This is a genomic window from Arthrobacter sp. P1_C12_2 (assembly GCF_056406415.1).
On sequence record NZ_JBFUAF010000012.1, the window covers coordinates 1 to 25,460 of the forward strand.

Annotated in this window: 21 protein-coding genes and 2 tRNA genes; 7 read left to right on the top strand and 16 right to left on the bottom strand. The window is 64.7% G+C overall.

What is annotated here, in order from left to right; genetic code table 11:
* Positions 1 to 590: 590 nt before the first annotated feature.
* From ectB to AC1DZQ_RS13680, 3 genes are all read left to right on the top strand, one after another.
* A complete protein-coding gene (gene ectB, locus AC1DZQ_RS13670; RefSeq protein WP_476964044.1) occupies positions 591 to 1,862 on the top strand; it encodes a diaminobutyrate--2-oxoglutarate transaminase in 1,272 nt (423 codons plus the stop codon).
* Between the two features lie 76 nt (positions 1,863 to 1,938).
* Positions 1,939 to 3,390 carry an aspartate kinase gene (locus AC1DZQ_RS13675; RefSeq protein WP_476964045.1) on the top strand — a complete coding sequence of 484 codons (1,452 nt, stop codon included), beginning with the start codon at positions 1,939 to 1,941 and terminating at the stop codon, positions 3,388 to 3,390.
* Positions 3,391 to 3,405: 15 nt separating this feature from the next.
* Entirely contained in the window at positions 3,406 to 7,692 is a 4,287-nt protein-coding gene (locus AC1DZQ_RS13680) for a Pls/PosA family non-ribosomal peptide synthetase (RefSeq protein WP_476964046.1), read from the top strand.
* On the opposite strand, the gene AC1DZQ_RS13685 is transcribed toward AC1DZQ_RS13680, so the two are convergent.
* The 6 genes from AC1DZQ_RS13685 to bcp all read right to left on the bottom strand — a co-directional run bounded on the left by AC1DZQ_RS13685 (position 7,689) and on the right by bcp (position 16,038).
* Positions 7,689 to 10,859 (bottom strand): efflux RND transporter permease subunit, encoded by a 3,171-nt coding sequence (locus tag AC1DZQ_RS13685; protein ID WP_476964047.1) that lies wholly within the window; start codon positions 10,857 to 10,859, stop codon positions 7,689 to 7,691. The two genes, AC1DZQ_RS13680 and AC1DZQ_RS13685, sit on opposite strands and share 4 nt — an antisense overlap.
* 119 nt (positions 10,860 to 10,978) lie before the next feature.
* On the bottom strand, positions 10,979 to 12,481 hold the full coding sequence (locus AC1DZQ_RS13690; RefSeq protein ID WP_476964048.1) for a malate:quinone oxidoreductase: 1,503 nt from the start codon (positions 12,479 to 12,481) through the stop codon (positions 10,979 to 10,981).
* Between the two features lie 78 nt (positions 12,482 to 12,559).
* A complete protein-coding gene (locus AC1DZQ_RS13695) occupies positions 12,560 to 14,215 on the bottom strand; it encodes an ABC transporter substrate-binding protein (protein ID WP_476964154.1) in 1,656 nt (551 codons plus the stop codon).
* 242 nt (positions 14,216 to 14,457) lie between these two features.
* Entirely contained in the window at positions 14,458 to 15,138 is a 681-nt protein-coding gene (locus AC1DZQ_RS13700) for a fasciclin domain-containing protein (protein ID WP_476964049.1), read from the bottom strand.
* A gap of 236 nt (positions 15,139 to 15,374) precedes the next feature.
* Positions 15,375 to 15,456: transfer RNA gene (locus AC1DZQ_RS13705), tRNA-Leu, on the bottom strand.
* 108 nt (positions 15,457 to 15,564) lie between these two features.
* Positions 15,565 to 16,038: a thioredoxin-dependent thiol peroxidase gene (gene bcp, locus AC1DZQ_RS13710; RefSeq protein ID WP_476964050.1), complete on the bottom strand. Its 474-nt coding sequence runs from the start codon at positions 16,036 to 16,038 to the stop codon at positions 15,565 to 15,567.
* Between the two features lie 109 nt (positions 16,039 to 16,147).
* Between bcp and AC1DZQ_RS13715 the strand changes: the two genes are divergently transcribed.
* Complete coding sequence (locus AC1DZQ_RS13715; protein ID WP_476964155.1) at positions 16,148 to 16,684, top strand: MarR family winged helix-turn-helix transcriptional regulator; 537 nt, start codon at positions 16,148 to 16,150, stop codon at positions 16,682 to 16,684.
* Positions 16,685 to 16,759: 75 nt separating this feature from the next.
* On the opposite strand, the gene AC1DZQ_RS13720 is transcribed toward AC1DZQ_RS13715, so the two are convergent.
* On the bottom strand, positions 16,760 to 17,389 hold the full coding sequence (locus AC1DZQ_RS13720) for a DUF2510 domain-containing protein (protein WP_476964051.1): 630 nt from the start codon (positions 17,387 to 17,389) through the stop codon (positions 16,760 to 16,762).
* 108 nt (positions 17,390 to 17,497) lie between these two features.
* On the bottom strand, positions 17,498 to 17,695 hold the full coding sequence (locus tag AC1DZQ_RS13725; protein WP_476964052.1) for a hypothetical protein: 198 nt from the start codon (positions 17,693 to 17,695) through the stop codon (positions 17,498 to 17,500).
* 205 nt (positions 17,696 to 17,900) lie between these two features.
* On the opposite strand from AC1DZQ_RS13725, the gene AC1DZQ_RS13730 reads away from it, so the two are divergent.
* The 3 genes from AC1DZQ_RS13730 to AC1DZQ_RS13740 all read left to right on the top strand — a co-directional run bounded on the left by AC1DZQ_RS13730 (position 17,901) and on the right by AC1DZQ_RS13740 (position 19,558).
* Positions 17,901 to 18,089: a hypothetical protein gene (locus AC1DZQ_RS13730; protein ID WP_476964053.1), complete on the top strand. Its 189-nt coding sequence runs from the start codon at positions 17,901 to 17,903 to the stop codon at positions 18,087 to 18,089.
* 991 nt (positions 18,090 to 19,080) lie between these two features.
* A complete protein-coding gene (locus AC1DZQ_RS13735; RefSeq protein WP_476964054.1) occupies positions 19,081 to 19,368 on the top strand; it encodes a hypothetical protein in 288 nt (95 codons plus the stop codon).
* A 61-nt stretch (positions 19,369 to 19,429) separates the two neighbouring features.
* Positions 19,430 to 19,558, top strand: a complete 129-nt coding sequence (locus AC1DZQ_RS13740; protein ID WP_476964055.1) for a hypothetical protein — start codon at positions 19,430 to 19,432, stop codon at positions 19,556 to 19,558.
* A gap of 35 nt (positions 19,559 to 19,593) precedes the next feature.
* Here AC1DZQ_RS13740 and AC1DZQ_RS13745 read toward each other — a convergent pair whose 3' ends face one another.
* The 8 genes from AC1DZQ_RS13745 to AC1DZQ_RS13780 form a co-directional block, all read right to left on the bottom strand.
* Positions 19,594 to 20,487: a response regulator gene (locus AC1DZQ_RS13745; RefSeq protein ID WP_476964056.1), complete on the bottom strand. Its 894-nt coding sequence runs from the start codon at positions 20,485 to 20,487 to the stop codon at positions 19,594 to 19,596.
* A 170-nt stretch (positions 20,488 to 20,657) separates the two neighbouring features.
* Positions 20,658 to 21,104, bottom strand: coding sequence for an SRPBCC domain-containing protein (locus AC1DZQ_RS13750; RefSeq protein ID WP_476964057.1), 447 nt, complete (start codon positions 21,102 to 21,104; stop codon positions 20,658 to 20,660).
* A 390-nt stretch (positions 21,105 to 21,494) separates the two neighbouring features.
* Positions 21,495 to 21,881, bottom strand: a complete 387-nt coding sequence (locus AC1DZQ_RS13755; protein WP_476964058.1) for an SHOCT domain-containing protein — start codon at positions 21,879 to 21,881, stop codon at positions 21,495 to 21,497.
* Between the two features lie 97 nt (positions 21,882 to 21,978).
* Positions 21,979 to 22,425 carry a hypothetical protein gene (locus AC1DZQ_RS13760; RefSeq protein ID WP_476964059.1) on the bottom strand — a complete coding sequence of 149 codons (447 nt, stop codon included), beginning with the start codon at positions 22,423 to 22,425 and terminating at the stop codon, positions 21,979 to 21,981.
* A gap of 145 nt (positions 22,426 to 22,570) precedes the next feature.
* Positions 22,571 to 23,257 carry a TM2 domain-containing protein gene (locus AC1DZQ_RS13765; protein ID WP_476964060.1) on the bottom strand — a complete coding sequence of 229 codons (687 nt, stop codon included), beginning with the start codon at positions 23,255 to 23,257 and terminating at the stop codon, positions 22,571 to 22,573.
* 120 nt (positions 23,258 to 23,377) lie between these two features.
* The gene (locus tag AC1DZQ_RS13770; protein WP_476964061.1) at positions 23,378 to 23,929 is read right to left on the bottom strand and encodes a hypothetical protein; all 552 of its coding nucleotides are present in this window, start codon (positions 23,927 to 23,929) and stop codon (positions 23,378 to 23,380) included.
* A gap of 179 nt (positions 23,930 to 24,108) precedes the next feature.
* Positions 24,109 to 24,184 (bottom strand) — tRNA-Lys (locus AC1DZQ_RS13775).
* Between the two features lie 116 nt (positions 24,185 to 24,300).
* Complete coding sequence (locus AC1DZQ_RS13780) at positions 24,301 to 25,443, bottom strand: PQQ-dependent sugar dehydrogenase (protein WP_476964062.1); 1,143 nt, start codon at positions 25,441 to 25,443, stop codon at positions 24,301 to 24,303.
* Positions 25,444 to 25,460: the final 17 nt, after the last annotated feature.

Below are 25,460 nucleotides of genomic sequence, written 5' to 3' on the forward strand. Positions count from 1 at the left end.
GGCCCAGGCCCAGTCCTATGGCGGGGCGGCCGGCAAGGACCTCGATCCCTGCTACCACGAGGCCTGCGACACCATCGCCAACACCAACCCGGAACTGCTCCAGGAAATGTCCGGCGCCCTGGCCTACGGCACCGTGGCCTACGCGATGGCGAAGACCGGCTAGACGCCCCTCATTCGCCGTCCCATTCACCCAGGAAGTCGGATGTCCATGGTGTCGGCGGCCACCTCCAACGGATGCCCGGCCGCCGGCATTTTTCCCAAGTAGCCGGGGCCGCCTGAGGTGATGGACCTCCATAGAATCGGGTAGTTAATCAGCCATTTAAGGGGAAAAGACAGGTACCCGCTACTCAGGTGCTGTGTGTTTCCTGAGCCTACGATAAGAACGGATAAGCGTTTGGGCAGGCGCCAATGATCTGCCCAGTTCCCGTATCGAAAACCTCTATACGGGAGTAAATACGGGCCCCGTGAAAGCAACGGTCAGTGCGCCACAGATGCTGCACTGTCTCCTTTCCGTGCCCGTCATCCGGAAGCCTGAGTTGACTTTGCGCTCGGGAAACTTCGTTAGTCGGAAGTACGGGGGACATCGACAGATGGATATCTTCGAAAGCTTGGAGTCAGAGGTCCGCAGCTACTGCCGCAGTTGGGACACCGTGTTTGAGCGTGCGGCAGGCAGCAGCCTCTACAGCGAAGACGGCAGAGAATATCTGGACTTCTTTTCCGGCGCCGGAGCGCTGAACTACGGGCACAACAACCCCGTGCTGCTGCAGCCACTGGTGGACTATCTTCTCTCGGGCGCAATCGTTCACTCACTCGACATGAAAACACCCGCCAAGCGGCGCTTCCTGGAGACATTCCGGGAGTTGATCCTCAAACCCAGGAACTTGGACTATAAAGTCATGTTCCCCGGTCCGACGGGAACAAACTCAGTGGAGGCGGCCCTGAAGCTCGCCCGGAAGGTTACCAGTAGGCAGCATGTCCTGAGCTTCACCAATGCGTTTCACGGGATGACCCTGGGATCGTTGTCAGTCACGGGCAATTCAATGAAACGGCAGGGAGCCGGCGTTCCGCTGACGAATACATCGAGCATGYCCTATGACGGATTTTTCAACGGTCAGATGCCGGACTTTCTGTGGCTCCGGCAAGCCCTGGAGGACAGGGGCTCGGGCATCGATAAACCCGCAGCTGTGATCGTGGAGACCGTCCAGGGCGAGGGTGGGCTCAGGGCCGCCCGGGCGTCCTGGCTGCAAGGCCTTGCGGAGCTGTGCCGTCAACATGACATCCTGCTCATCGTTGATGATGTACAGGCCGGATGCGGACGGACCGGGACCTTCTTCAGCTTTGAGGAGGCGGGGATCACTCCAGATATCGTCTGCCTGTCGAAGTCCATCTCGGGCTTTGGGCTGCCTTTGGCGCTGACACTGTTCAAACCCGGATTGGATATCTGGAAGCCTGGCGAGCACAACGGAACATTCCGGGGGCACAACCCGGCATTCGTCACTGGCACGGCTGCCTTGGAACACTACTGGCAGGACGGCACTTTCCAGTCAGGCGTCGCGGGGCTCATTTCGCAGCTCCACGAGGGGCTTACCCAGATCGCAGCGGGCGTCGACGGCGCCACGGTCCGTGGCCGGGGACTGCTCGCGGGTGTTCACTACCCCAACCCCCAGACTGCGGAGAAGATCGCGGCTGAATCGTTTGCCCGGGGCCTGCTCGTGGAAACTTCCGGCCCGGAAGGTGAGGTTGTCAAGACGATGCCCGCGCTGACTATCAGCCCCGAGGATCTACAGAAGGGACTCGATATTCTCGCTGCAGCCGCAGTGACTGTGACCGGAGAGCCGGTCGCCTTGGGATCAACCATTTGAGCATCCGTACAGGGCAGAGACGGCTCACAGGGGCCAGGGCCCCTTGCAAGAATCGAAGTAGATTTCGGGGAGAGAAATGGTCACCCGCAAGGCAACAGCTCTTATCGACAGTGATCTAGCGGAAACCGACCGGGCGATTCCCCCGGGAAGTGTTATCGTACAAAAGTTTGGTGGTTCATCCCTGGCGGATGCCGCGGGTATCCTCCGGGCAGCCGAGCGGATAGCCAAAACGCGGACCAACGGTTACCGGGTCGTGGCAGTGGTGTCCGCCATGGGGGACACCACCGATGAACTCTGCGACCTTGCCGCGGAAGTTTCCGCCCGGCCGCTTCCTGTGGACCTCGACGCCCTTCTGAGCATCGGGGAACTTGTGTCCTCGGCACTTTTGGCGATTGCCCTGGCGGATCTTGGCCAGCTGCCCCGCACGTTTACCGGCAGTGCGGCCGGCCTCATTACCGACAGCATCCACGGCAAGGCACACATTACCGATGTCAGGCCGGACCGCGTCCGCAGTAGTCTGGCCCGTGGCGAAGTCCCTATCGTTGCAGGATTTCAAGGCAGGACGCAGAAACGGAACAAGGTGACCACGCTCGGCCGCGGCGGCTCAGATCTCACCGCGGTCGCGCTGGCCGCGGCGCTCGGGGCCGATATCTGCGAGATCTACACGGACGTCGACGGCGTCTACACTGCGGACCCCCGGGTCGTCCCGACGGCGCGAAAGATCGAGGTCCTCTCGAGCGAGGAAATGCTTGAATTCGCCGCCTCCGGTTGCAAAGTACTGCACCTGCGGTGTGTGGAATATGCCCGCCGGTTCGGTATTCCGATCCATGTGAGGTCCTCCTTCGTGCCGGAGCCAGGGACGCTGATCCTGCCAGGCCTTGACCGTCATCCAGTCCTCCAGCCGGCCAGGGAGCAACCCGAGGTGACCGGAGTAGCAGGGGTCAACTCGACTTCAAAAATCACTGTTGTTGGAATGCCGGACCAGCCGGACAGCATGGCGCGCATCCTGCACGTCCTCTCGCGTTCGGGGGCGCACGTCCAGGCAATTGTCCAGAATACGGCCGGCCCAGGCCCGAGGCGTTCCGACGTTGCACTGATCGTGCCTGCTGCCCACGCAGGCAACGCCCTTGCTGTGCTGGACGCCGAAAAGGGAGCAATTGGATTTCAGGGTTTGCAGCACGACGGTCAGGTGGGCCGGGTGTCCATCACCGGACTGGGCATGCGGTCTTCCCCGGAAATTTTCTGCACCTTCCTCAAGGCCCTGTCCGACGCCGATGTGGAGCTCGATCTCGTCGACATCTCCGAGACGTCCGTGGGGGTTGTCACGCACGCCGACCGGCTCGCGGATGCCGAGCGCGCTGTCCGGCGGGCCTTCGGCATGGCTCCGGCGGACGAGGGAACGATGGCCGGTCATGAGGGCCACCTCATGCCCACTGTTGACCCCCCGGTCGAGACGTGGGTTGCGATTTCTGGCCAGGATATGACCCCTGTTCCGCGGGGCGACAGAACTGTGGCACGTCACTTCTAGCGAAGGAGCTAAAGGATGGGCAAGACCGCGAGGATCGGCAACGGCCTCACCAGTCCTCCCGAGTTGCGGGGAAAAATGTCGATGATCGGCGGCTCGGAGGGGGGAACTGTCCTGACATCGGCCGCGCCCGATCAGGCCGCGCGCTGGCGGCGGGGCGAGCGGTTGGACCAGCTGTTTGAGGATAGCTGCGACCACTTGCGCGAACAGGGGAAGGGCGACCAGGTTGCCGTGGATGCGGGCGACGTTGTCCTAACGTACACGGAGCTGGATGAACGGGCTAACCAGCTGGCGCGGCATCTCCTGGTGTGCGGTGCCCGGCCGGGTGACCGCATCGCCCTGCTGTTCGACCAGCCGTGGCGGGCCTACGTGGCGATGCTTGCCGTTCTGAAGATCCACGCGGCCTATGTTCCCTTGGATCCCGGATTTCCACCTGACCGCCTTCAATACATTGTTGAGGACGCCAATGTGGCCATGGTCCTGTCACTGTCCCATCTGAAGGACCTGCTGCCAGAGGTGGCCGCAGTCACGGTGTGTGTCGATGATGTGCAGGCGCAGATCGACGCCAAGGACCCCTCCCGCCTGGGCAGCGCGGACCATGGCGGAACGAAGGATGAACTGGCGTACATCATCTACACCTCCGGTTCGACCGGCCGGCCCAAGGGCGTGGCGGTGGAGCAGGCCAGCATCTGCAATTTTGTCCGGGTGGCCTCTGACATCTACGGGATTGAGTCCACGGACCGTGTGTACCAGGGCATGACGATCGCCTTCGATTTTTCGGTGGAGGAAATCTGGGTTGCCTGGATGGTCGGAGCCACTCTGGTGCCCAAGCCGGGCCGGTCCAGCATGCTGGGCGCCGAACTCGCGGAATTCCTGCAGGAAAAACGGATCACCGCCCTTTGCTGCGTTCCAACGCTGCTGGCGACGCTTGACGAAGATCTGCCCGGCCTGCGGTTTCTGCTGGTTTCCGGGGAGGCTTGCCCTAAGGATCTCGTGATGCGCTGGCACCGCCCCGGGCGGCGCTTCCTGAACGTCTACGGCCCGACCGAGGCGACCGTGACTGCCACTTGGTCGGTCCTCGACCCGGACTTGCCGGTGTCCCTGGGTGTGCCGTTGCCGACCTACACGGCGGTCATTGTGGATCCCGCTGAGCTCCGGGCCCTGCCCCGCGGCGAAACAGGGGAAATCGGCCTCGCCGGGGTGGGCCTGGCGCGCGGCTACGTGAACCGTCAGGACCTGACGGAGAAGGCCTTTGTCCCAGATTTCCTGGGAATTGAGAATAATCCTTCCGGCCGGATTTATCGCACCGGGGATCTTGGCCGGGTGAACGACGACGGGCAACTCGAATACTTCGGCCGGATCGATACCCAGGTCAAAATACGCGGCTACCGCATCGAACTGAGCGAAATAGAATCCGTCCTCCTGCAGCTCCCCGGTATTGCTCAAGCAGTCGTTCAGACCTATGAGCCGGAACAAGGAACCGTGGAACTGGCCGCCTACTACACCCTGCGCCAGGACGTGGAGGGCGTTGATGCCCACGACCTCCACCGGATGCTGCGCACCAGGCTTCCCGGCTACATGGTTCCTGCCTACTTTGAACAGCTGGACGCCATTCCCATGATGGCCAGCGACAAAGTGGACAGGAAGCGGCTGCCCCGCCCGGAGCACAGGATCAGTCGGGCGGCCGCGGGGTCCTTTACCGCCCCGACAACCGCCGCCGAAGAGGCGCTGGCAGCGCAGCTTGGCGCCGTTCTGAGTCTTGACAAGGTCTCTACCGATGCCCACTTCTTCAACGACCTCGGTGCCGACTCGTTGTTGATGGCGCGCTATTGCGCCCGCATCAGGAAAGAAACCGCCCTGCCCGCAGCCGCGATGCAGGATATCTACGAGAACCCGACGGTTCGGCAGCTTGCCGCGTGTCTCGAAACCCGGCACAGTGAATCTGTTCTTAGCGCGGCCGTCCTTGAGGCCGATCTTGTGCCCCCGGCATCGGGGCCAACACCCAGCACCCTCCAGTTCGTCATGTGCGGGGCAATTCAGCTGCTGATTTTCCTGGGTTACATTTCGTACGCTGCTTCCCTGCTGATCATCGGCTTCCAGTGGACGTCCGGGGGCAGCAATCCATTTGACATGTGGTTGCGGTCCATTGGTTTCGGTGCCGCCATGTTCCTGATCCTTTCCGTGACCCCGATCCTCGCCAAGTGGATTCTGGTTGGGCGGTGGAAGCCGGGGCACATCCGAATATGGAGCCCGGCTTATCTCCGGTTCTGGGCGGTCAAGACACTTACCAGGGCAAATCCATTGGTCCTGTTCGCTGGCTCGCCGCTCTATGTGCTGTACCTTCGGCTCCTGGGGGCAAAGATAGGCAAGGGAGTGGTGATCTTCTCCCGGAAGGTGCCGGTGTGTACGGATCTGTTTACCGTCGGCGATAACACCGTCATCCAAAAAAACTCCTCGTTCAGCTGCTATCGGGCACGCTCGGGCATGATTGATACCGGCCCCGTGGTGCTGGGCAGAAATGTCCTTGTGTCGGAGAAAACCACGCTGGACATCGGTACGTCGATGGGAGACGACACTCAGCTGGGACACGCTTCATCGTTGCAGACGCCGCAGGCCGTACCTGATGGACAGATCTGGCACGGTTCGCCTGCTGCGCGCACCAACACCAATTACCTGCGTGTCCCGGCCGCCAATTGCAGCACGCGACGCAGGGTCATTTTCAGCCTGCTCCAGTTGTTCAACCGTCTGGTTCTGGTGGTTCCGGCCGGCGTTCTCGGGCTTGCCTTGCTCCTGCCGCCCTACCTGAATACCGGGCACCTGCAGCTGGGCTCCTCGAGCTTCTTTCTCGACGTACTCGCCGTAACCCTCGTTCTGTACGTTGTCGGGCTGATCACCGGCCTGATCATCCTTTTCACCATCCCACGTTTGCTGAGCCGCTTCATCAAGCCGGAAAAGGTCTATCCGCTGTACGGGGTGCACTTCACCATCCAGCGCATGATCGCCCGCGTTTCCAACATCAAACTGTACAAAGATGTCTTCGGCGACAGTTCGTACATCGTGCACTATCTGAAGGCCTTGGGTTATGACCTCGGCAGGGTGGAGCAAACCGGGTCAAACTTCGGCCCCACACTGGCCCACGAGTCGCCGTTCCTGAGCTCAGTGGGAACAGGAACTATGGTCGCGGACGGCCTCAACATGATGAACGCCGACTTCTCCAGCACGTCGTTCCGTCTCTCACAGGTGCGCCTGGCCGGCCACAACTTCCTCGGTAATGCCATCACCGTTCCGATCGGATCCCGGGTCGGGGAGAACTGTCTTTTGGCCACGAAGGTGATGATTCCGATCGACGGTCCGATCCGTGCGGATGTGGGTCTGCTGGGGTCACCGCCGTTCGAGATTCCCCGGTCTGTTCAGCGTGACGCCCAGTTTGATGAACAGAAGATTGCGGAGGCGAGGAACAGGGCTCTCCCGGCAAAGAACCGGCACAACATCGTGAGCATGGTGCTGTTCCTGGGCGTGCGCTGGTTCCTGTTGTTCGTTGCCACCCTCTGCGGAGCCGTTGCCGTATCGGCATTCAGCTTCCTCGGTGTGCTGGCGATCGCCGCCATGATGCTCGCCTTGCTGGTGTTCCGCGTACTGATCACAGTGCTGGTGGAGCGTTCGGTCATGGGCTTCCGCCGCTTGAAGCCGCAGTACTGCTCTATCTACGACCCCTACTTCTGGCGGCACGAACGCCTCTGGAAGCTGCTGGCCATGCCGGGCTTTAATGGGACACCCTTCAAGCCCATGATTTGGAGAATGTTGGGCGTCAAGGTGGGCAAGCGGCTCTACGATTCCGGCGCCAACTTGCCGGAGAAAACACTTGTGGCTATCGGTGATGACTGTGCCTTTAACGAAGGAACAACCATTCAAGGCCACTCCATGGAAGACGGAGCCTTCAAGTCCGACCACATCGTGATTGGCAACAACTGTTCCCTTGGCGTGGACAGCTGGGTCAACTACGGAGTGACGATGCAGGATGGTTCGGCGCTCGGTGCCGACGCCCTCCTGATGAAGGGCGAGGACGTCCCCGAGAATGCAACGTATTCCGGCAACCCGGCTCGCGAAGTGACGAAGCCCGCCGCGCCCGCAACCCTCGCGGCCCTGGTGTCCAGCGGACCCCGGCACAGGGACGCCGTCGGGACGGCCGGTGGCCGCCAGAAACTCTCGAAGGGGACCCACGGATCCCGTGCCGCAGCCAAAGCAGCCCACGGGATGCACCGGGCATCGCGGGACAAGGCTGGGACGCCGGGTTCTGGTTCCTAGTGCGAGCCGGTTGGCAGGGGCRCATCTTCGGGGAAGTCGTCGGGGAAGTCCTCGGTCACGGCCGGCCCGGAATGGCGTCCGCGGCGCAGCGACTTCTGTAGCGCCCTGCCCTCACGCCGGCCTTCGACGAGCCGGTACAGCACCGGGACCAGGATGAGCGTGAGGGCGGTGGAGGAGATCAGGCCGCCGATCACCACGATCGCCAGGGGCTGGGAGATGAATCCGCCGCCGCCTGTCAGGCCCAGCGCCATCGGTGTCAGGGCGAACACCGTGGCGAGCGCCGTCATGAGGATGGGGCGGAGGCGCTGGCGGGCGCCGTGCGTGATCGCGTCCGCCACGTTCATCCCGGGTTCACCGTTGCGTGGCTGGCGGTACTGATTGATGAGGTCGATCAGCACAATCGCGTTGGTCACCACGATGCCCACAAGCATCAACATGCCGATCAGCGACGGCAGACCCAGCGGCACGCCGGTCACCACGAGCAGGGCGATTGCGCCTGTCGCGGCGAACGGGACGGAGACCAACAGGATCAGCGGCTGCACGAGAGACTTGAACGCAGCCACCATGATCACATAAACGATAGCGATGGCGGCCAGCAGCGCGAGTCCCAGCTGGCGGAACGAATCGGCCTGCTGCGTCGTGGCGCCGCCGATCGTGGCGGTCACCCCGGACGGCAACTGGACTGACTTGAGCCGGTTCTGCACTTCGGTGCTGACCGCGCCGAGGTTGGAGCCCGACGGCGTCACCGACACCCGCGCGGTGCGCTGGCCGTTGCTGGCGGTGATGGAGACGGGGACGTCCACCTGCTCCACGGAGGCGATGCTGCCCAGCGGGACGGCGCCGGCCGCGGTCGGGAGCGGGATGTCCCGGACGGCCTCGATGCTCGTGAAGCGGGTGCCCTCGCCGATCCGGACCGGGAAGTCGTTGGTGTCGATGCGGACTGTCCCGGCCGGAATCGGGCTGATCGTGGCGGCCAGGACCCCGGCCACGCGCTCTTCGTTCAGGCCGGCCGCGACGGCCTTGGCGCGGTCCACCTTGACCTGGACCACCGGCTGGCTGGCGGCCAGGTTGGTGGCCACCTCGCTGCTGCCGGGAACGCCGTCCATGGCCTTGACCATCGCGTCACTGGCGGTCCGGAGATCGGCGGTGGTGGCGGCCTTGAGGGTGATGTCCACGGTCGAGGAACTTCCGAAGCCGCCCTGCTGGGAACCGACCGTGATCTTTCCGGCGTCGCCGAGCTTGGAGAGTTCGCTGCGGACGGTGTCCTGGAGCTTGCCCTGGTTGGCTTTCTCGTCCGTCACCACGGTGAACGTCGAATTCGACGCGCCGGAGGAGAGCAGGGCGGAGAACCCGGTCTGGGCGTTGCCGGTGGTGGCCTGGACGTCCTTGATCCCGTCGATGCCCCGCAGGGTGTCCTCGACCCGGATGGCCGAGGCGCTGGCCTCGGCGAGGCTGGTCCCCGCCGGCAGGGCCTGCTTGACGGTCATGCTGTTCTCGCCGGAGCGGCCCAGGAGGTCGGTGGCGAGCAGCGGGGACATCGCCACGGTGCCGGCCAGCACCAGCCCCGCTGCGATGAGTGTGAGGACGGGGTGCCGCTGCGTACCGGTCAGGACGGGCAGGTAGCCGCGCTGCAGGAGCGTGCGCTGCTCGGCCTCGTGCGCCTTGGCGGCAATGGCCTCCGGGGAGCCGGTGACGACGGGTGTGCGCAGGAACCAGTAGGCCAGCACCGGCACGATGGTCAGCGAGACCAGCAGCGAGGAGAGCAGGGCGATGGTCACGGTCAGGGCGAACGGCCGGAACAGTGCACCGGCCAGATCGCCGACGAAGGCGATGGGCAGGAAGACGGCCACAGTGGTCAGGGTGGACGCCGTGATGGCGCCGGCGACTTCGCGGATGGCGGTCACGATCGCGGTGATCTTGTCCTCGCCGTAGCTCAGGTGCCGCTTGATGTTTTCGATGACCACGATCGAGTCGTCCACCACGCGGCCGATTGCGATGGTGAGCGCGCCAAGGGTCAGGATGTTGAGCGAGTAGCCGGTGGCCGAGAGACCGATGAACGTGATCAGCAGGGACAGCGGGATGGACACGGCCGTGACCAGGGTTGCGCGCACGGACATGAGGAACACCAGGATCACCAGGACGGCGAAGCCCAGTCCCAGCAGGCCCTCGGTGGTGAGGTCCTTGATGGACTTTTCAATGAACGGTGCCTGGTCGAAGACCGGGGTGAACTTGGCGTTGGCGCCTAGCTCCGCCTCGAGCTGCGGGATGGCGTCCTTGACCGCGTGGGAGATCGCGACGGTGTCGCCCTCGGGCTTCTTGGTCACGGACAGGGCCAGAGTTTCCTTGCCGTTGGTCCGCGTGATTGACGTGCGGGCGTCCTCGACCAGGCTGACGTCCGCCACGTCGCCGATCGTCGCCGCATCCCGGGCCGCGCCCAGGGGGAGGGCCTTGATCGCGTCGAGGGAGTCCACCGGGCTGCCGATCTGCAACGAGAGGGTCTTGCCCTGTTCCTCGATGGTGCCGGCCGGAACCAATGCCCCGTTGTTCTTTAGCGCGTCGCTGATGGACTGGATGCCCGCACCGGACGCGGCCAGGTCCTTGGGCCGTGGCAGGATCTGGATGTGCTGCGTGGCGCCGCCGGTCACGTCGGCGCCCCTGACGCCGTCGAGCTTCTGCAGCACAGGGACGCTGAGACGGGCGAGATCGGCGTTGAGTTCGCTGAGCGGTTTGTCCGAAGACACGGCCAGGAACACGATCGGGAAGTCGCTGATGCTCCCGGCGATCGCCTGCGGCTGGACGTCTTTCGGCAGGGCCTGCTTGGCGTTGGAGATGGCGCGGTCGATCTGGTTCCGGGCCCGGTCCAGGTTGGAGCCGTACGTGAACGCCAGGGAGATCTGCGAGACGCCGTTCCGGGACGTCGACGACGTCGACTCCAGCCCCTCGACGCTGTTCAGCGCCTTTTCCAGCGGGGCACTGATCTGCTTGTCCACCACTTCCGGTGACGCGCCGGGCATCGAGGAGATGACGGTGATCTGCGGGAACTCGATGGAGGGGATGAGCTCCTGCTTCAGCGAGGACATCGTGATCACGCCGAAAACGCAAGCGAACACCGTAATCAGCGCGATCAGGGCCCGGTTGGCGAGAGACAGCTTTGCGAGCCGGAACATCTCATGGTCTCCTGGTGGGTCGGGGGCGTCCTGAACAACGGGACATCAAAAACGGGGACGTCACCGAGTTGCAGCGGTCCCAAACCAGCAGTGTAGACCAGCCATGGCCGGGCCCCGGCTTAGTTGCGGGCTGTGACCTGTTCGAGCTGCAGCGTCTTGGCCGTCTCGGCCTCCAGCTTGGCGGCGAGCTCAGGGTTGTCGTTGAGCTTGACGCCGTAGCCGGGCATCATGTCCTTGAGCTTGGACTGCCAGCCCTTGAAGTTCTTGGGGAAGGTCTTCTGGAGCAACTCGATCATGATCGGCACGGCCGTGGACGCGCCCGGGGAGGCGCCGAGCAGCGCGCCGATGCTGCCGTCGCGTCCGGCGATGACCTCGGTGCCGAACTGCAGCACGCCGCCCTTCTTCGGGTCCTTCTTGATGATCTGGACCCGCTGGCCGGCGGTGATGAGCTCCCAGTCGCCGTCCTTGGCCTCGGGGTAGTACTCCCGCAGGGCCTCGACCTTGTCGCCGTGGCGCTTGGCGACTTCCTTGATCAGGTAGGCGGTGAGGTCCATGTTGTCCTTGGCCACGGCCAGCATCGGGATGATGTTGGAGGGGCGGATGGACAGCGGAAGGTCCAGGTAGGAGCCGTTCTTGAGGAAGTTCGTGGAGAAGCCGGCGTACGGGCCGAACAGCAGGGAACGCTTGCCGTTGACGTAGCGGGTATCCAGGTGCGGCACGGACATGGGCGGGGCGCCGACAGACGCCTGGCCGTAGACCTTCGCGCTGTGCTGGGCCGCGAGGGTCTCGTCGGTGCAGCGGAAGAACTGGCCGGAGACCGGGAAACCGCCAAATCCCTTGCTCTCGGGGATGCCGGAGGCCTGCAGCAGGTGCAGGGCGCCGCCGCCCGCACCGACAAACACGAATTTCGCGCGGATGGAACCGTGCTCGCCGCTGCTGGGGTGTTTCAGCGACAGGTCCCAGCCGCCGCCGGACGCGCGCTTGATGTCGCTGACGATGTGGCCGTAGTTGATCTCCACGCCGTTGTTGCCCAGGTATGTGGTCAGCTCGCGGGTCAGGGCGCCGAAGTCGACGTCGGTGCCCTCGGCGGCGCGGGTTGCCGCGACCCGCTGCTTGGGGTCGCGGCCCTTGACGATCAGCGGGGCCCACTTGGCGATCTGGGCGTGGTCCTCGGAATATTCCATCGAGCGGAACAGCGGGTTCGGCTTGAGCGCCTCGTAGCGGGCGCGGAGGAACTTGGTATGGTCCTCGCCGATCACGAAGCTCATGTGCGGAACGGTGTTGATGAAACCCTTGGGGGAGCCGATCAGGGACTTCGAGACGAGGTGGGACCAGAACTGGCGGGACAGCTGGAACTGCTCATTGATGTTCAGTGCCTTGCCGGGGTCCACCGAGCCGTCTTTGGCTGCGGGGGAGTAATTAAGCTCACACAGGGCGGCATGTCCGGTGCCGGCGTTGTTCCATGGGCCGGAGCTTTCCAGTCCCGGTTCGTCGAGCTTCTCAAACAGCGAGACGGTCCAGTTCGGCTCAAGCTGCTTGATGAAGGCGCCGAGCGTGGCGCTCATGATGCCGCCGCCGATCAGGACGACGTCGGCATGTTGGGTCTTGGAAATGAAAGTCACAATCAGTCTCCGATAGCAGCGGCTCTGGCTGTCACAGAATATCCCGCACCGCCCACTAACTGAAATTGACCCCGGGCGTCAAGGCCTTAGCTCGACCTTTGTGAAAACTTCGTTCAGCACCGGCGACGCCGGGTACTTCAGGACCCGGTCCGAGAGCGCCAGTGCCGAGATCGGGAAGGCAATGGGAACCGCGGGCACCGTGGCCGCGATCTGCCCATTGATGGTCTGGTACTCCTCGGTGCGGTCCTTGCCGTCCGGCAGGCCCCGGGCCCGGGCGATCTTGGAGAAGACCTGGGGATCCTGGTAGCCGAATTCGCCGGTGTTCTCGCCGAAGAGCGGGCCCACGAAATTGTCGGCGTCCGCATACGAGCCGTTCCAGCCCAGCAGGTGCAGGGCGTGGTCGCCCGGGGAGGTGACCTTCTGCAGGTAGCCGTCTGCCCAGTCCACTGGCACGGGCTTGACGTTGATCCCGACGGCGGTCAGCTGCCGGCTGATTTCGGCGTACACCTTTTCCGGCGTCGGCAGGTAGGGCCGGGTGACGTTGAGCGGATAGTAGAACTTCAGCTCCTCGCCCTTGTAGCCGGCCTCGGCCAGGAGTTCCTTGGCCTTGCCCGGGTTGTAGCCGAGCGCGGCGGCGTTGTTGTTGAAGCCGCTGAGCTTGGGCGGAACGAACTGGGACGCCTGGGCCGTGTTGTCGATGAAGAACCGGCGGATCAGCGTGTCCTTGTCCAGCGCCATCTCGATCGCCTGGCGCACCTTGAGGTTCCGCAGGATGGGGACTTCCTGGTTCATGCCCAGGTACATCACGGAGAACGGGTCCCGCTGGATGATCTGCTTTCCGTTCTTGACCAGTTGGTCGAAGTTTCCCACGGTGACGGCGTCGTAGGCGTCGATCTTGCCGTCCAGGAGTGCCTGCATCCGGGTCTGCGGGTGATCGTAGGTCACGAACTTGATGGCCCCGATCTGTCCCTTGTCCCCCCAGTAGTCCTTGTTGCTGGCCAGGGAGATGCTGCCTGGGTCCCAGGAGCCGAAAACGTACGGTCCGGTGCCCACCGGGTGGAGGCCGTAGGCGGACACCGGCTGCCCGCCGCGGCTCTGGTTCAGGACGTCCGCGTTCTCCGCGGCGAGGGCCTTGGGCGAGGAGATCGCGAATGCCGGGAGGGTGAGGGCCTGGAGGAAACCGGTGAAGGGCTGGGTGAGGCCGATCCGCACGTTGTCCGGCGCAACGGCGGTGCAGTTCTTGTAAATGGACAGCGGCGCCTGGTCCGCGTGGGCCTTGAAGACGCCCTTGAATGTGGTGCCCGTGGCCTGTTCGCGGAGGGCCGGCGAGAAGTTGAACCAGCGGTTGAAGTTGGTGCACACCGCGGCGGCATCGAACGGCGTCCCGTCCTGGAATGTGACGTTCTCGCGCAGCCTGAACTCGTAGGTCTTGCCTTCATCGCTCTGGGACCATTCGGTGGCCAGCAGCGGCGTGGGCTGGCCGGTGGTCTGGTCTACGCCCACCAGGCCTTCCAGGACCTGCCGGGTGACGCGGTAGGACTCGACGTCGGAGACCAGGGCAGGATCGAGGCCCAGCGGCTCCGAGCCGGTGCCGAAGGTGAAAACCGCGGTGGGGGCCGCGCTGGCGGTGGCAGAGGCGGTGGGGGAGGTGGGTGCCGGGCCGAGGCTGCCCGTGCAGGACGCGAGCGGCAGGACAAGGAGGGCGGCCCCGATGCTGGCGGCAATCCGCCGCACTGTCCTGCTGGGCACTGTACTGCTGGGCACTCGGGAATCACCTCTGGGAACTGGATGGTCCGCCGGCTGCGGACCAGCCCCAGTCTAGTTGACAGCCGGGTCCGCCAGCTTTTGTGGCACATCGTCGCACGGCGCACGGGCGGCGCAAAAAGCGGAGGCCCGCACCTGGGGGTGCGGGCCTGCGCTTCTCCTAGTGCTCCAGGGAGTCAGGCTGGAGCCGGGCAGGAGTGCAAAAGGGCTGCTTACTTGGGCATCAGGACTGAGTCGACCATGTAGACAGTGGCGTTGGCGGTCTGGACGCCGCCGCAGACGACGTTGGCGCCGTCAACCTTGAGGGCATCCTTGGTGCCGGTGACCGTCACCGAACCGCCCTGAACCGTCTTGTGGGTGCCGACGATCTGGTCCGGGGTGATCTTGCCGGGGACCACGTGGTAAGTCAGGATCTTGCTCAACGTGGCGTCGTCCGTCTTCAGGGCCTCGATCGTGGCCGGGTCGATCTTCTTGAAGGCGTCATCCGTCGGGGCAAAGACGGTGAACTCGCTGCCGTTGAGCGTGTCCACCAGGTTGACCTTGGGGTTGAGCTTGCCGGAAACGGCGGCGGTCAGGGTGGTGAGGATCGGGTTGTTGGACGCCGCGGTGGCTACCGGGTCAAGTGCCATGCCGGAAACGGAGCCGGCACCGCTGGGAACCTGGGCGGCGTAGGCGGCGCAGCCGGAGCCGACGAGGTTGGCGGCCGGATCCATGGCGGCGGCGGAGGCGCTCGTCGACGGGGACGCCATGCTGGACTCCGACGGCGCGGAGGACGGTGCCGAGGAGTTGGCTGCCGAGGAGGCAGTGGTGGATCCGCCACAGGCAGTGAGGCTGAGCATGGCGGCGGCTGCGATACCTGCAACGGCGAACGTGGTGCGCTTGATGTTCTGCATTTCGGTTTCTCCTTTGTTGTGCCGATGGTTGCCGGCGGCGAACTTTGCCGCTGCGGCCCTTTCCCGACTGTTGGGCACCGACCCTTGGTTGGTGTCTCAATGGGTATTCGGCTGCTCGGAGGAAACGGATGGGTGCGGATGTGAAATTCTTTTTGGCCTCGTCAAAACTCCTGAAAAACCCCGGGATAACGCCGGAAAGCACGAGAACCCCGGTCCGAAGACCGGGGTTCTCTCTGTGCGCAAGGGGGGACTTGAACCCCCACGCCCGAAGGCACAGGAACCTAAATCCTGCGTGTCTGCCAATTTCACCACTCGCGCGCGGCGCCGTCGTCGTCCCGGGAACCCCGGCGGCGGACGCCAGGCTCTATTGTACCTATTGCCGGTTGCAACGGCTGCCCGCGGGCGGACAGACCGGAGACGTGGGGATTAGGCGTCGAGTTTCAGGTCGCGGCGAAGTTTGGCGACATGCCCGGTGGCCCGGACGTTGTACTGCGCGACGGCAACCTGGCCGTCTTCGTCGACAACGATGGTTGAGCGGATGAGGCCTTGGTAGGTCTTGCCGTAGTTTTTCTTTTCGCCCCAGGCCGCATACGCCTCGGCGACGGAGTGGTCCTCGTCGGAGAGCAGCGGGAAGGTCAGCCCTTCGGCGGCCGCGAACGCCGCGAGCTTCCCGACGGGGTCGGGGGAGATGCCCACCACGTCGAAACCCGCGGCCTGAAGCGCGCCGAGGGAATCCCGGAAATCGCAGGCCTGCTTGGTGCATCCGGGCGTGGCGGCCGCCGGGTAGAAGTAGATCACGGTCTTCCGGCCCCGGAAATCGCGCAGGCTGACGTCCTGTCCTTCGGCATTCTTGAGGGTGAAATCCGGTGCTGTGGCACCGGCGGCGAGTCGCTCAGGCACGGGTGTCTCCTTGGTGAGGTTCGTCATGAAATGGGGTGATCATCCAGCGTAGTGACGCGATCGGCGCCGGACCAATCCGCTGCTCGCTATACTCTTGGGTATGCCTGATATGGATCGCTGGCCCACGGGCCGCCTATTGTCCACGGCAGCACGTCTCGTAGAACACTCCTGGAACGAAAAATTGGGGGCCATTGGCCTGACCCATGCCGGGGTGATCGCCATGGAGGTGCTCTCGGCGAATGGGCCGATGACGCAAGCCCAATTGGCCCAACTCGTCCGGGTCCAGGCCCAGACGATGGGCAAGACACTGAGCCGGCTGGAGGCGCAYGGCCACATTTCGCGGCAGCGCAGCACCTCCGACCGGCGCAGCCACGTGGTGTCGATGACTGACCAGGGGCGCCAGGCCGTTGCCGCGGCCGCCGACATGGAACGCTCCGTGCTCGCCGCCACGCCCATCGACCCCGACCTGCTGCGCCAGGAGCTCCAGACGGTGGTCAGGGTGCTGGCAACCAAGTCCTCCTCGCCGGAGGCCAAGGCCATCGTCGTGGCCGCCGAGCCGGGCGCCGCTGCGGCGCCGGACGTCGCTGCCGAGCCGGGCGTCGCTGCCGAGCCGGGCGTCGCCGTCCAGATCGTCCCGCTGAACTGACCGGCGGCGCCAACTAGCCGGCGGCTCTAACCACCGGCGGATCCCGGGCTGCATTTGCCCCGGCTCGATCCCGCCTTATATCGTCACGGCCTGGTTCGCCAGGGTGGCCACGATGGCGGACATTTTGAGGCCGGTGAGCACCACCGTGAGCAAGATGACGCTGATCGTGACCCACACCGGGGCGAGCCCGCGCCGCGGGGCAACCTCGTGGACGATCACGGAGCGGCCAATCACGTAGAGCTCCCTGCTGAGGAACACCCACGCCCAGTGGAACGGCCGGACAACGCCGTCCTTGCGCAGCCGGTCCCAGTCCAGGTACGCCAGGAGTGCGGACACGCCGTAGGCCACGAGGCTGATGGCCACCAGGAGGAAGTAGGGCGCCGTGAAGATCGACGCCGGATCAAGCGTCTGGACTTGGCGCGGGCCCACGGTGCGCAGCCGGAGCACAGGGTTCCAGAACATCAGCAGGATGAGCGACACGAGCGGCAGGGCCACAATCGTCCAGATGTACGCGTTGTACACCGGTGTCCGGTCACTGATGCGCCTTCGCTGTGGCACCGGATGTTGGGGCGGCGCTGGCTGGACCTGGGGCGCGCTGAACTGTCCGGTCCATGCCGAACCGTTCCACCACTGAAGCCTGCCGGAGCCTGCCGGGTCCGGATACCAGCCGGGCGCAGGGGCGGAAGCGTTGGGCGGGACGGTCATGGCTGTTCATCCTTTGCGGGGCGTGGCGCGTTCGCTTGTTCAACGCACTCTCTGTTCTGAGACAGAGCGTACATCGGGGCGGCTGCGAGGAAGATGGGGGAGCGGCCGTTAGCGGCGGTGACCAGTGTTGTCGAGGCCGACGAATTGGGAGAGGCCAACGGTCTTCCCGTGCCGGAAATCCCGCACGGCCCGTTCGGATTCGGGGTCCGAACCGGCACGTATGCGCCTGGACTTTTGCCGCAGGTCACGGACGATGGTCGCGATCACGATGAGTACGGCCGCGCCGGCCAGGATGAGCAACTCCATGATTCCCCCCACATGTCGGAGTGGTGCGTTGGGTGGAGTCTAGCCGCGGCCCGGGGCGGCGGGAAGACCGCCTGGCGTCGCCGGACCGCCCACTGGAACCCTTGGGCCGTTCTGCCCTTCAGGCGGAAAGGGCGGTCCGGAAGTATCGACGCGCCAGCGGATCGGGAGGACGATTAATAGGCAATCACCATGAAGGAGGTCAGTGATGTGCTATCCGTACAACAGGGATTCCTGGCGGGATACCAGGAAGGATGCCGCAAAGGAATCTGAGGATCGCCCGGAGACCCGGGCGGAGGCGCAGGAATTCAGGTTCTGGGCCTTCCCCCGCCGCAGCAAGGAGTTCACGGTCGAGGAACCGGAGAAAGTGCGCGACCGGTCCCGCGAGAAGGTCTGACGGAACGAAGTGAATTAGGCGGCCGCTGAACCACACAGTTCGCTGTGACGGTTCGGCGGCCGTTTCATGGCCGTTTTACGGCCGCGCTGGCCGGCGGAGGCCAATGGCCGCGGAGAGACCTATGAGGAGGCCGCTGAGCGCCAGCAGGAGTCCTCCGACGAGACCGCTTGACCCGTCCAGACCGGGACCAACGCGGCCGGCCGCGGCGCCGGGAGGATTCGCAGTTGAGGGCTCCGAGCCCTGACCCGCATCCGGTGCTTCAGGTGTGGACGTGCCCGCCGTGGCTGAGGACGGAACAACACCAGTGGCCGGTGGGGCCGCGGCCCCTTGGCTGGCGGAGGGGACGGGCCCGGGCGTCGGGGGCGCCGCGACCTGCCCGGGGACCCGGCCTTGCGACGGCGGTTGGGACGGCGCGGCGGCCGACGGCGGCGCTGTGGTTCCCGGTGGTGTCGCGCTGGGCGTCGGGGAAGCGGACGGTGGGCCCGGCGTTGGCGAGGCGGGGCAGACCTTCACGGGGAGAAGGCCGCCTGGCTTACACGGTCCGGCCGCTGCGGGCAGCGCAACCACTAGCGGCGTCGCCGCGAGCAGCAGGGCCACGGCGGACGCGTACCAGACCTTCCGGATGGAGTTCATCCTCACCATCGTAGGGTTCCATTGCCGGCCGCCAGGCAATCCCGGCCCGGCGAGGCTCCTTTGTGAGGAAAAAGGTTTTGCGTTGGCGGCATTGGCCGTTGTGGCGGTGTCCCCAAGGCCGTGTCGGAAGCCTGGTCAGCCCCCGGGGAAGGGGTCGGTCCACCGTCCCAGGGCGCCGTGGGGAGACGTGAAGGCCAGTAATGCCGGCCGCTGCCAGTAACAGGCCAGGGACTTCATCGAAGGACAGGCTGCCAGGCAGGCAACGTGGCGGACGCGGAATCGGGGGCCTACCCGTCCTGCCGAATAGGGAGTAGCCTCTCAATTGCGCCGACTGGGGCCTAAAAATTTGGGGGAATACATGGGTGAGTCGAACCGCCTGCATAGCGAAACCGCGGCACTGAATGACCCGACAGGTTCGGAGGCGGCCGCCTTCCACCTGCGCCAGGGGCAGAAATACCGTCGCTCCTCCATCATCATCGGCATCATCGGGCTGTTTCTGTTCGGTATCGCGGCGGGGGTCGTGGCGTTCATTATGGCCCGACGGGCCGAGGCAGAAGGGGTCAATGCCACCGCCGGAAAAGTCCTGGGCGTACTGGATGTCATCGGCGGCATCATCGTCATCTCGGTCTTCGTCAGCCAACGGTGACGGCTGGTCCGGACTCCAGCGTCAGGCACCGGGGGAACCGATGAGGCTTGAGGGTTGGCACGTGATGGTGCTTCTGGCGGCCCTGGTGTTGGCGGCAGTCGTCGCAGGCGTGACCCTAGTCGTCCTTTGGGCGCTGCGCCTGGTCCGGCGGCGGAACACCGGTGGCAGCTCCGGCGTGCCCAAGAACTAAACGCGGTCCGGACGGGAGGCCGGGGTCCGGGGTTCCTAAGTCCGGCTTTGCAGCGGGCGGAATCCCCGCCGATCGGTCTGGGTCGCGGCAAGTGCGTCGGCAAGCCGCCCGGCGTCCCTTGCCCGCAGTTCGTCTGTGGGTGGCACCGTGCGGGACTCGCTGGTGCAGTTCAGCAGTGCCGTCGTGACCTCGGCGATCAGATCCGGGTACGGGCTGAACCGGTAGTCGCAGCCGGCGGGGTCCTCCGAAGGATTCAGCGCCCTGGTGATGAGCACGGCGGCCTCCGTCCTGCGTGCCATGCCGAGTTTCGCCAGCACGGACGAGACCAAATTCTTCACGGTCTTTTCCGCCAGCATCATCTCCTTGCTGATCTGGCGGTTGCTCAGCCCTTTCCCCAGGCCGATGGCGGCATTCGTTTCCTGTCTCGTGAGGGTCAGGAGTCTTTTATCCAGGCGTTGCGGCCCGGGCGGGGTGGACGGGGCAAGGAGCGCGGGCTGGAACCGTCCGCTGTACGCGGTGTGCCCGGCCAAGGCCCGGCGGATGAGCCTGAGCTGTTCCCTGCCGTCGTCCTGCTTGGAGAGGCACCCCCACGCGCCGGCCAGAATGGCTTCGATCAGCACGGCTTCGTCGCTGTCGTCGGTCATCAGCACACACCGGATGGCCGGGTCCGCCGCGGCGATGGCCCGGCACACCTCCGCACCGGAACCGTCCGGAAGATCATCATCAACAATGACCAGCGCCGGCCGAAGGGCAGGCGTCCGCCGGACAGCTACACGCGCGGACCCTGACTCACCGGCGATCCTCAGACCATCTGAGCCCAACAGTTGGCGCAGGCCTCGCCTCACCACCTCATGGTCGTCGAGGAGATACACGCCCCGGCCGGCCAAAGAATGCTGCGGGTGGATTTCCGGGCCAGCCATCATCGCCATCAAGTTCCTCCGCCTTTGAGACCCCGAAGGCGCGTTAGATGATCACTGTACGGTCCCCCTCCAGCGCGTGTTCATGCGCACACTGGCCCGGCAAACCCCACGCTAGACCTAAAAGCGGCCAGCCAACAAGGGTCCGCAGGGATGTATCCGTGGCCTTCCTGAAGGTGTCCTTATGACGCCGTGGTCTTGGGGTGTCGGCCGAGGATTTCGGCGCGTTTCCTCACGGCGTTGACGTAATCGATGAAAGCCTGCTGCGTGTCGGACACAAACTCCCAGAGCAGGAGTCCGCAAAGCGGGCCAGTGAACTCTTCTTTTACGCGCAGGCGCGTCATGGCGCCCAGGGGTTCAAGCGTGAAGGTGCGCACGCCGGTGAGCAGGCCCAGGGGCAGGCCCTGGGTCCAGGTCATTACCTCGCCGGGCATCTGCTGGACGCGCAGCCGGAAGGTGCGGTTCCCTCCGGTGTGAGTGCGGATTCTGATGGTGGCACCGTTGCGCAGCTCGCCCCTGATGTGGGTGATGCCGGATTCCCAGACGGTGTAGTTCCGGGCATCGGTGATGATGTCCCAGACGGTGGAGCTTCGGGCGTTGATCAGTGTCTCGGCCTCGACGGAGTACATGGACTTACCGGGTCCCGGGCCAGGAGGGCGCCGGGTTGTGGGCACCTGGTCTGTGGACATCAGCCCGCAACCAGGTCGTGCATCACCGGCACGACTATGCTTATTGATTCTTCGGACAAGGGGTTCTCCTTTTCAAAACGGAGTGATAGCCGGATATTAGCCCGGCTTCCTGAGCGCAGCCAGAGTACATTTGACCGGTTCAGGCCTCGTGGCCTCCGGCCGGTCCGAGCCGCCTGCGAGCACGCCCTCTATGGCTGGGAACCAGCCTCCGGGCCGCCAGAACGGGGCATGGAGCCAGTGCGGGAAGTGTTGCGCTGATCGAGGACTCAGACAACACTGCGTCCAAGGTCATTGAGTCTGCTGCCTCGCGGTACCGGGCCGATGGCGCTCTCAGACCAGTGCTTTGCTCTTGATCCTTTCAAACTCATCAGCGCTGATGGTTCCAGAGTCGCGAAGAGCCGTGGCTTTGGAGATCTCCTCGCTTGGACTGGCTGTCGCGACGCTACGGATGTACGCATCCGAAGCCTCCCGGTTCGCCCGCGCCCGCTCCATGGACCGCTCCGTCATACCCTTACCGCGGGCAATTACATACACCAGCACGCCCAACAAGGGTACGAAGACGAGGAAGAGGATCCAGACGGCTTTCCACCAGCCGCTCAGCTTGTCGTCGCGGAACAGGTCCCCAAAGACGGCGAACAACAGCCAGAGGAAGGCGATGACTGCATACACGCAGAAAAACCACCAGAAAAAATCCCAAAAGTCTTCCAAGAAACTCATGTCAACTTCCCTGCTTTCGATAGGAGCGGTGTTGTAAGGGAATGCAGCTGGGGCAGGTCTGAGGCTGGCTGCGGGCCTGCCCAGAAAACCCTTGGCGTCAGCATTTGGTCGACGTCTGGAGGTCACTGACCGCGGCCTGGACGTTGGCTGCGTCGTCCCGCAGGGAGGCGGCCGCCTGAGTCAGGGTGGCGTCATCCGGGACGGCTCTGACGGCTTGGTCGAAGTTGTTTTCGGCCTTTTTGACGGCGTCCATCTCGTCTTTGGCTACGTCCTGGCTGGCGTTGACCAGGTCGTCGTAGGTCTTCGCGACCTGTTCTCGTGCCGATTTGATCTGTTCCACCGTGGCACCAGGTTTAAGTGTCTGTTTGAAATTTGTCAGGGCTCCGGCGAAGGCACTGGCAGCAGCGCAGGCCTGCGAAACGTTCTTCTCCGCTCGGGCGCTGCTGACACTGGTGCCGGGGCTGGAGGGGCCGCAGCCCGTGAGCAGTGCGATCGCTGCCCCGGCTGCGATCGATCCTGCAAGGATCGGGTGTGGTCTGGACATTGGAGGCTCCTTTCCGAAATGGATTGCGGCAGGGAGACCTGCCTTGCGCGGGTCCGACCATTGTCTGCCCGCACCATGGGTGTGGACCTCATCCGGGGAAGATGATCCGTAGTTGCAGCACCGGAGTCCGGTGGCCGGCCCGGCGCTACCGACGGAGCCGGTATTCCTCGGCCTTCAGCGTCCAGGAAGTGCCGGTAGTGCTGACCGTGAGCGTGTAAGTCCCCGGGGCCAGGACGACGCCGATCGCCCCGGAGCGGGCCTTGACCAAGGAAAGAACGGTGAGTGCCTGCCCTTTCGCGGGTTGGAGGTAGACGACGGCCGGTCCGGCGAAGCTGTACTCGATGTGGAGCTTGCCGGTGGCGGTCACGACCGGCCCCGTGGGTTTAGCGGCGGAGGCCTCGGCGACGGTGACCCACTCTTTCATCGGTGGCGGCGGTGCCGGGCTCAGCAGCGCATTCATGGCGGCGGCGGTGGCGGTGAGGGCCCCAGTGACGGGGGCTGCGATGACGCAGAACACCGCACCCACGAGGGTTGCGGCCAGGACAGTCGAGGCCATATGCAGACCCCGCCGCAGGGAGCTGGTCCCGGCCAATGGCATGGATGCACCGTCGGCGGCGTGTTCTTTGGTGATCCGGAACAGGTCAATGAGCCACCAGATCCCGAGCCCGCCGAGCGTCAGCAGCTTCAGCGTGCCGGTGACGGGTCGGCGCAGGTAGAACCGGTCCGCGCCGGTGAAGCCCAGGCATAGGGCCAGCAACCACGCGGTGCGCAGGGAGCGCATCGGCAGCGGGTCACCTTCGAAGAAAAGCCCGTACTGCTCGGTCGGGGGCACATTCCGATTCTCGAACAGCCACGCGGGGATGTCCACGGTCTTTCGGCATGAGTGGAACGCCGCTGGCGCGTCTCGTCAGGCGGATCATGGGCGGACAAATGACAGACGGCTCTGGACCGCTCACTGGCCCGTGATTTTGATTCCGGCGACTGCCCCGGTCCAGGCGGCGGTCGGGTCCTGCCGGGTCAATTGGGCACTGACGTAGCCCTTCTGCAGTTGGACGACTTGTGACTGGGTTCCGGAGCAATCGACCTCGAATACCATGTGCTCGGTCCCGGCCGTCGTGTTTTGGGAGAGGTAAATCTGGGCATGGGGGATGCCCACGCAGGCGGCGGTGACCGTGTGCGGACCGGCCGTCATCACCTTTGCGGATTTGCTGAAGCCAACCCCTGGCCCGTCGGCCGGGCCGGCATCGGACAGGAGCACGGAGCCGGGAGGTTCGGCCAGACGCTTGTGCAGTTCGGCGTAGTTGCTCGCTTCCACGCCCAGAACTCCCGGATCTTTGGTCGGGACGGGGGGCGCAGGTCGGTGACTTTGCCCGGCCGCCGCCGGCTGCGGATCGCCGTCGTCCTCGTCCTCGTAGGCGCAGGAGGCCACGCCGCCGGCCAGAACCATGCCAACAATGAGGGCCGCAGCGCAGCGGTCCGTTTTCGTTCCCCCAGGACCAGACATGGGCCGAGTCTACGGTCAGTTCTTTGAATGGCAAGTCATCTCGGCCCGGCGGGGCAAGCGTCTGTCCAGCCCGCTGTGTCAGATTCCGAAGAATCCCGGCCCGGTGCGGCTCCTTTTCGGCAACAAAAAAGAAACCCCGTCCTGCAGGCCGCTAAGCCTGCGAAGACGGGGTTTCTCGCTGGTGCACCCCCCGGGACTCGAACCCGGAACCCATTGATTAAGAGTCAATTGCTCTGCCAGTTGAGCTAGAGGTGCATCTGTTGTTTTCGTTCACCGGGGCTTTTTATTTCCCGCGTTGTTCTCCGCAACGACATGAAACTCTACACGAGATTGGCTGTCGTGTGAAATCGAGGGGCGCGGGATGGCCCGGGTCAGCGGGGAAGGTCCAAAATCAGCGCAAAATCAGGGTTTTGGCCGTTGCTGAGGAGCCACAGGCGGCCGTCTGGAGCGAGTGAAACGTTGCGCACCCGGCCATACTTTCCTGTGAAATAGGCCACAGAATCTCCGGTGAATTCGCCGTTGAGGGGAACCACCCAGAGTCTTTGACCGCGCAGGGCGCCCAGGTAGGCGGTGCTGCCGACAATTTCGAGTCCGCTGGGGGAGGACTCCGCCGTCGACGGCCACACCACTTTGGCGTCCAGGAAGCCGGAGCGGTGCGGGGCGCCGGTCACCTCGGGCCAGCCGTAGTTGCCGCCCGGCACGATCAGGTTGAGCTCGTCGTTGACGTCCGGGCCGAATTCGCTGGCCCACAGCCGGCCCGCGCTGTCCCAGGCCAGTCCCTGGACGTTCCTGTGGCCAAGGCTGTAGACCGGGTTATCGCCGAACGGGTTTCCTGGCGCCGGCCGGCCATCCGGGGTCAGGCGAAGGATCTTTCCGCCCAGGGCCGCGCGGTCCTGCGGCTGCTCGCGGCGCTGGGAATCGCCCGTCCCCACATACAGGAAGCCGTCTGGCCCAAAGCGGATCCGGCCGCCGTTGTGCGTGCCTGCCTTGGAAATACCCGTGAACACCGGTTGCGGGTCGCCGAGCTCCAGCCGGCCGCCGCGTTCCTCCAGCCGCATGCGGGCGATTCTGTTGTCCGCCGCTGCGGTGAAGTAGGCGTAGAGGTACCGGTCCGACGCGAAGTTGGGGGACAGGGCAAGGCCCAGGAGGCCGCCTTCTCCGCCGGGCACGACGCCGGGCACTTTGCCGAGCGTACCCAGCTGCCCGTCTTTGATGGTCCTGAGCAGTGCGGTGTCGCGCTCGGAGATGACCACGGTGCCGTCGGGCAAATAAACCGTGGACCACGGCAGCCGCAGCCCGTCAATCCGGCCCGCAACCGTTGGTTCACCCACTGCCCCCGCAGTGCCCGCTGCGCCGGTGGCGGTGCGGTCTCCCGGCTGAACCACGGGCGAGGTTGGGCCGCCGGTACAGGCGCTCAAGAAAAACAGGGCAACGGCCAGCGCGGTGGCCCGGGCCGCTGCCCTGAAAAAGGGACGCCTGCCAACGAAGCGCCTGCCAGTGAAGCGGGGGAGCATCAACGGACGCGATGAGA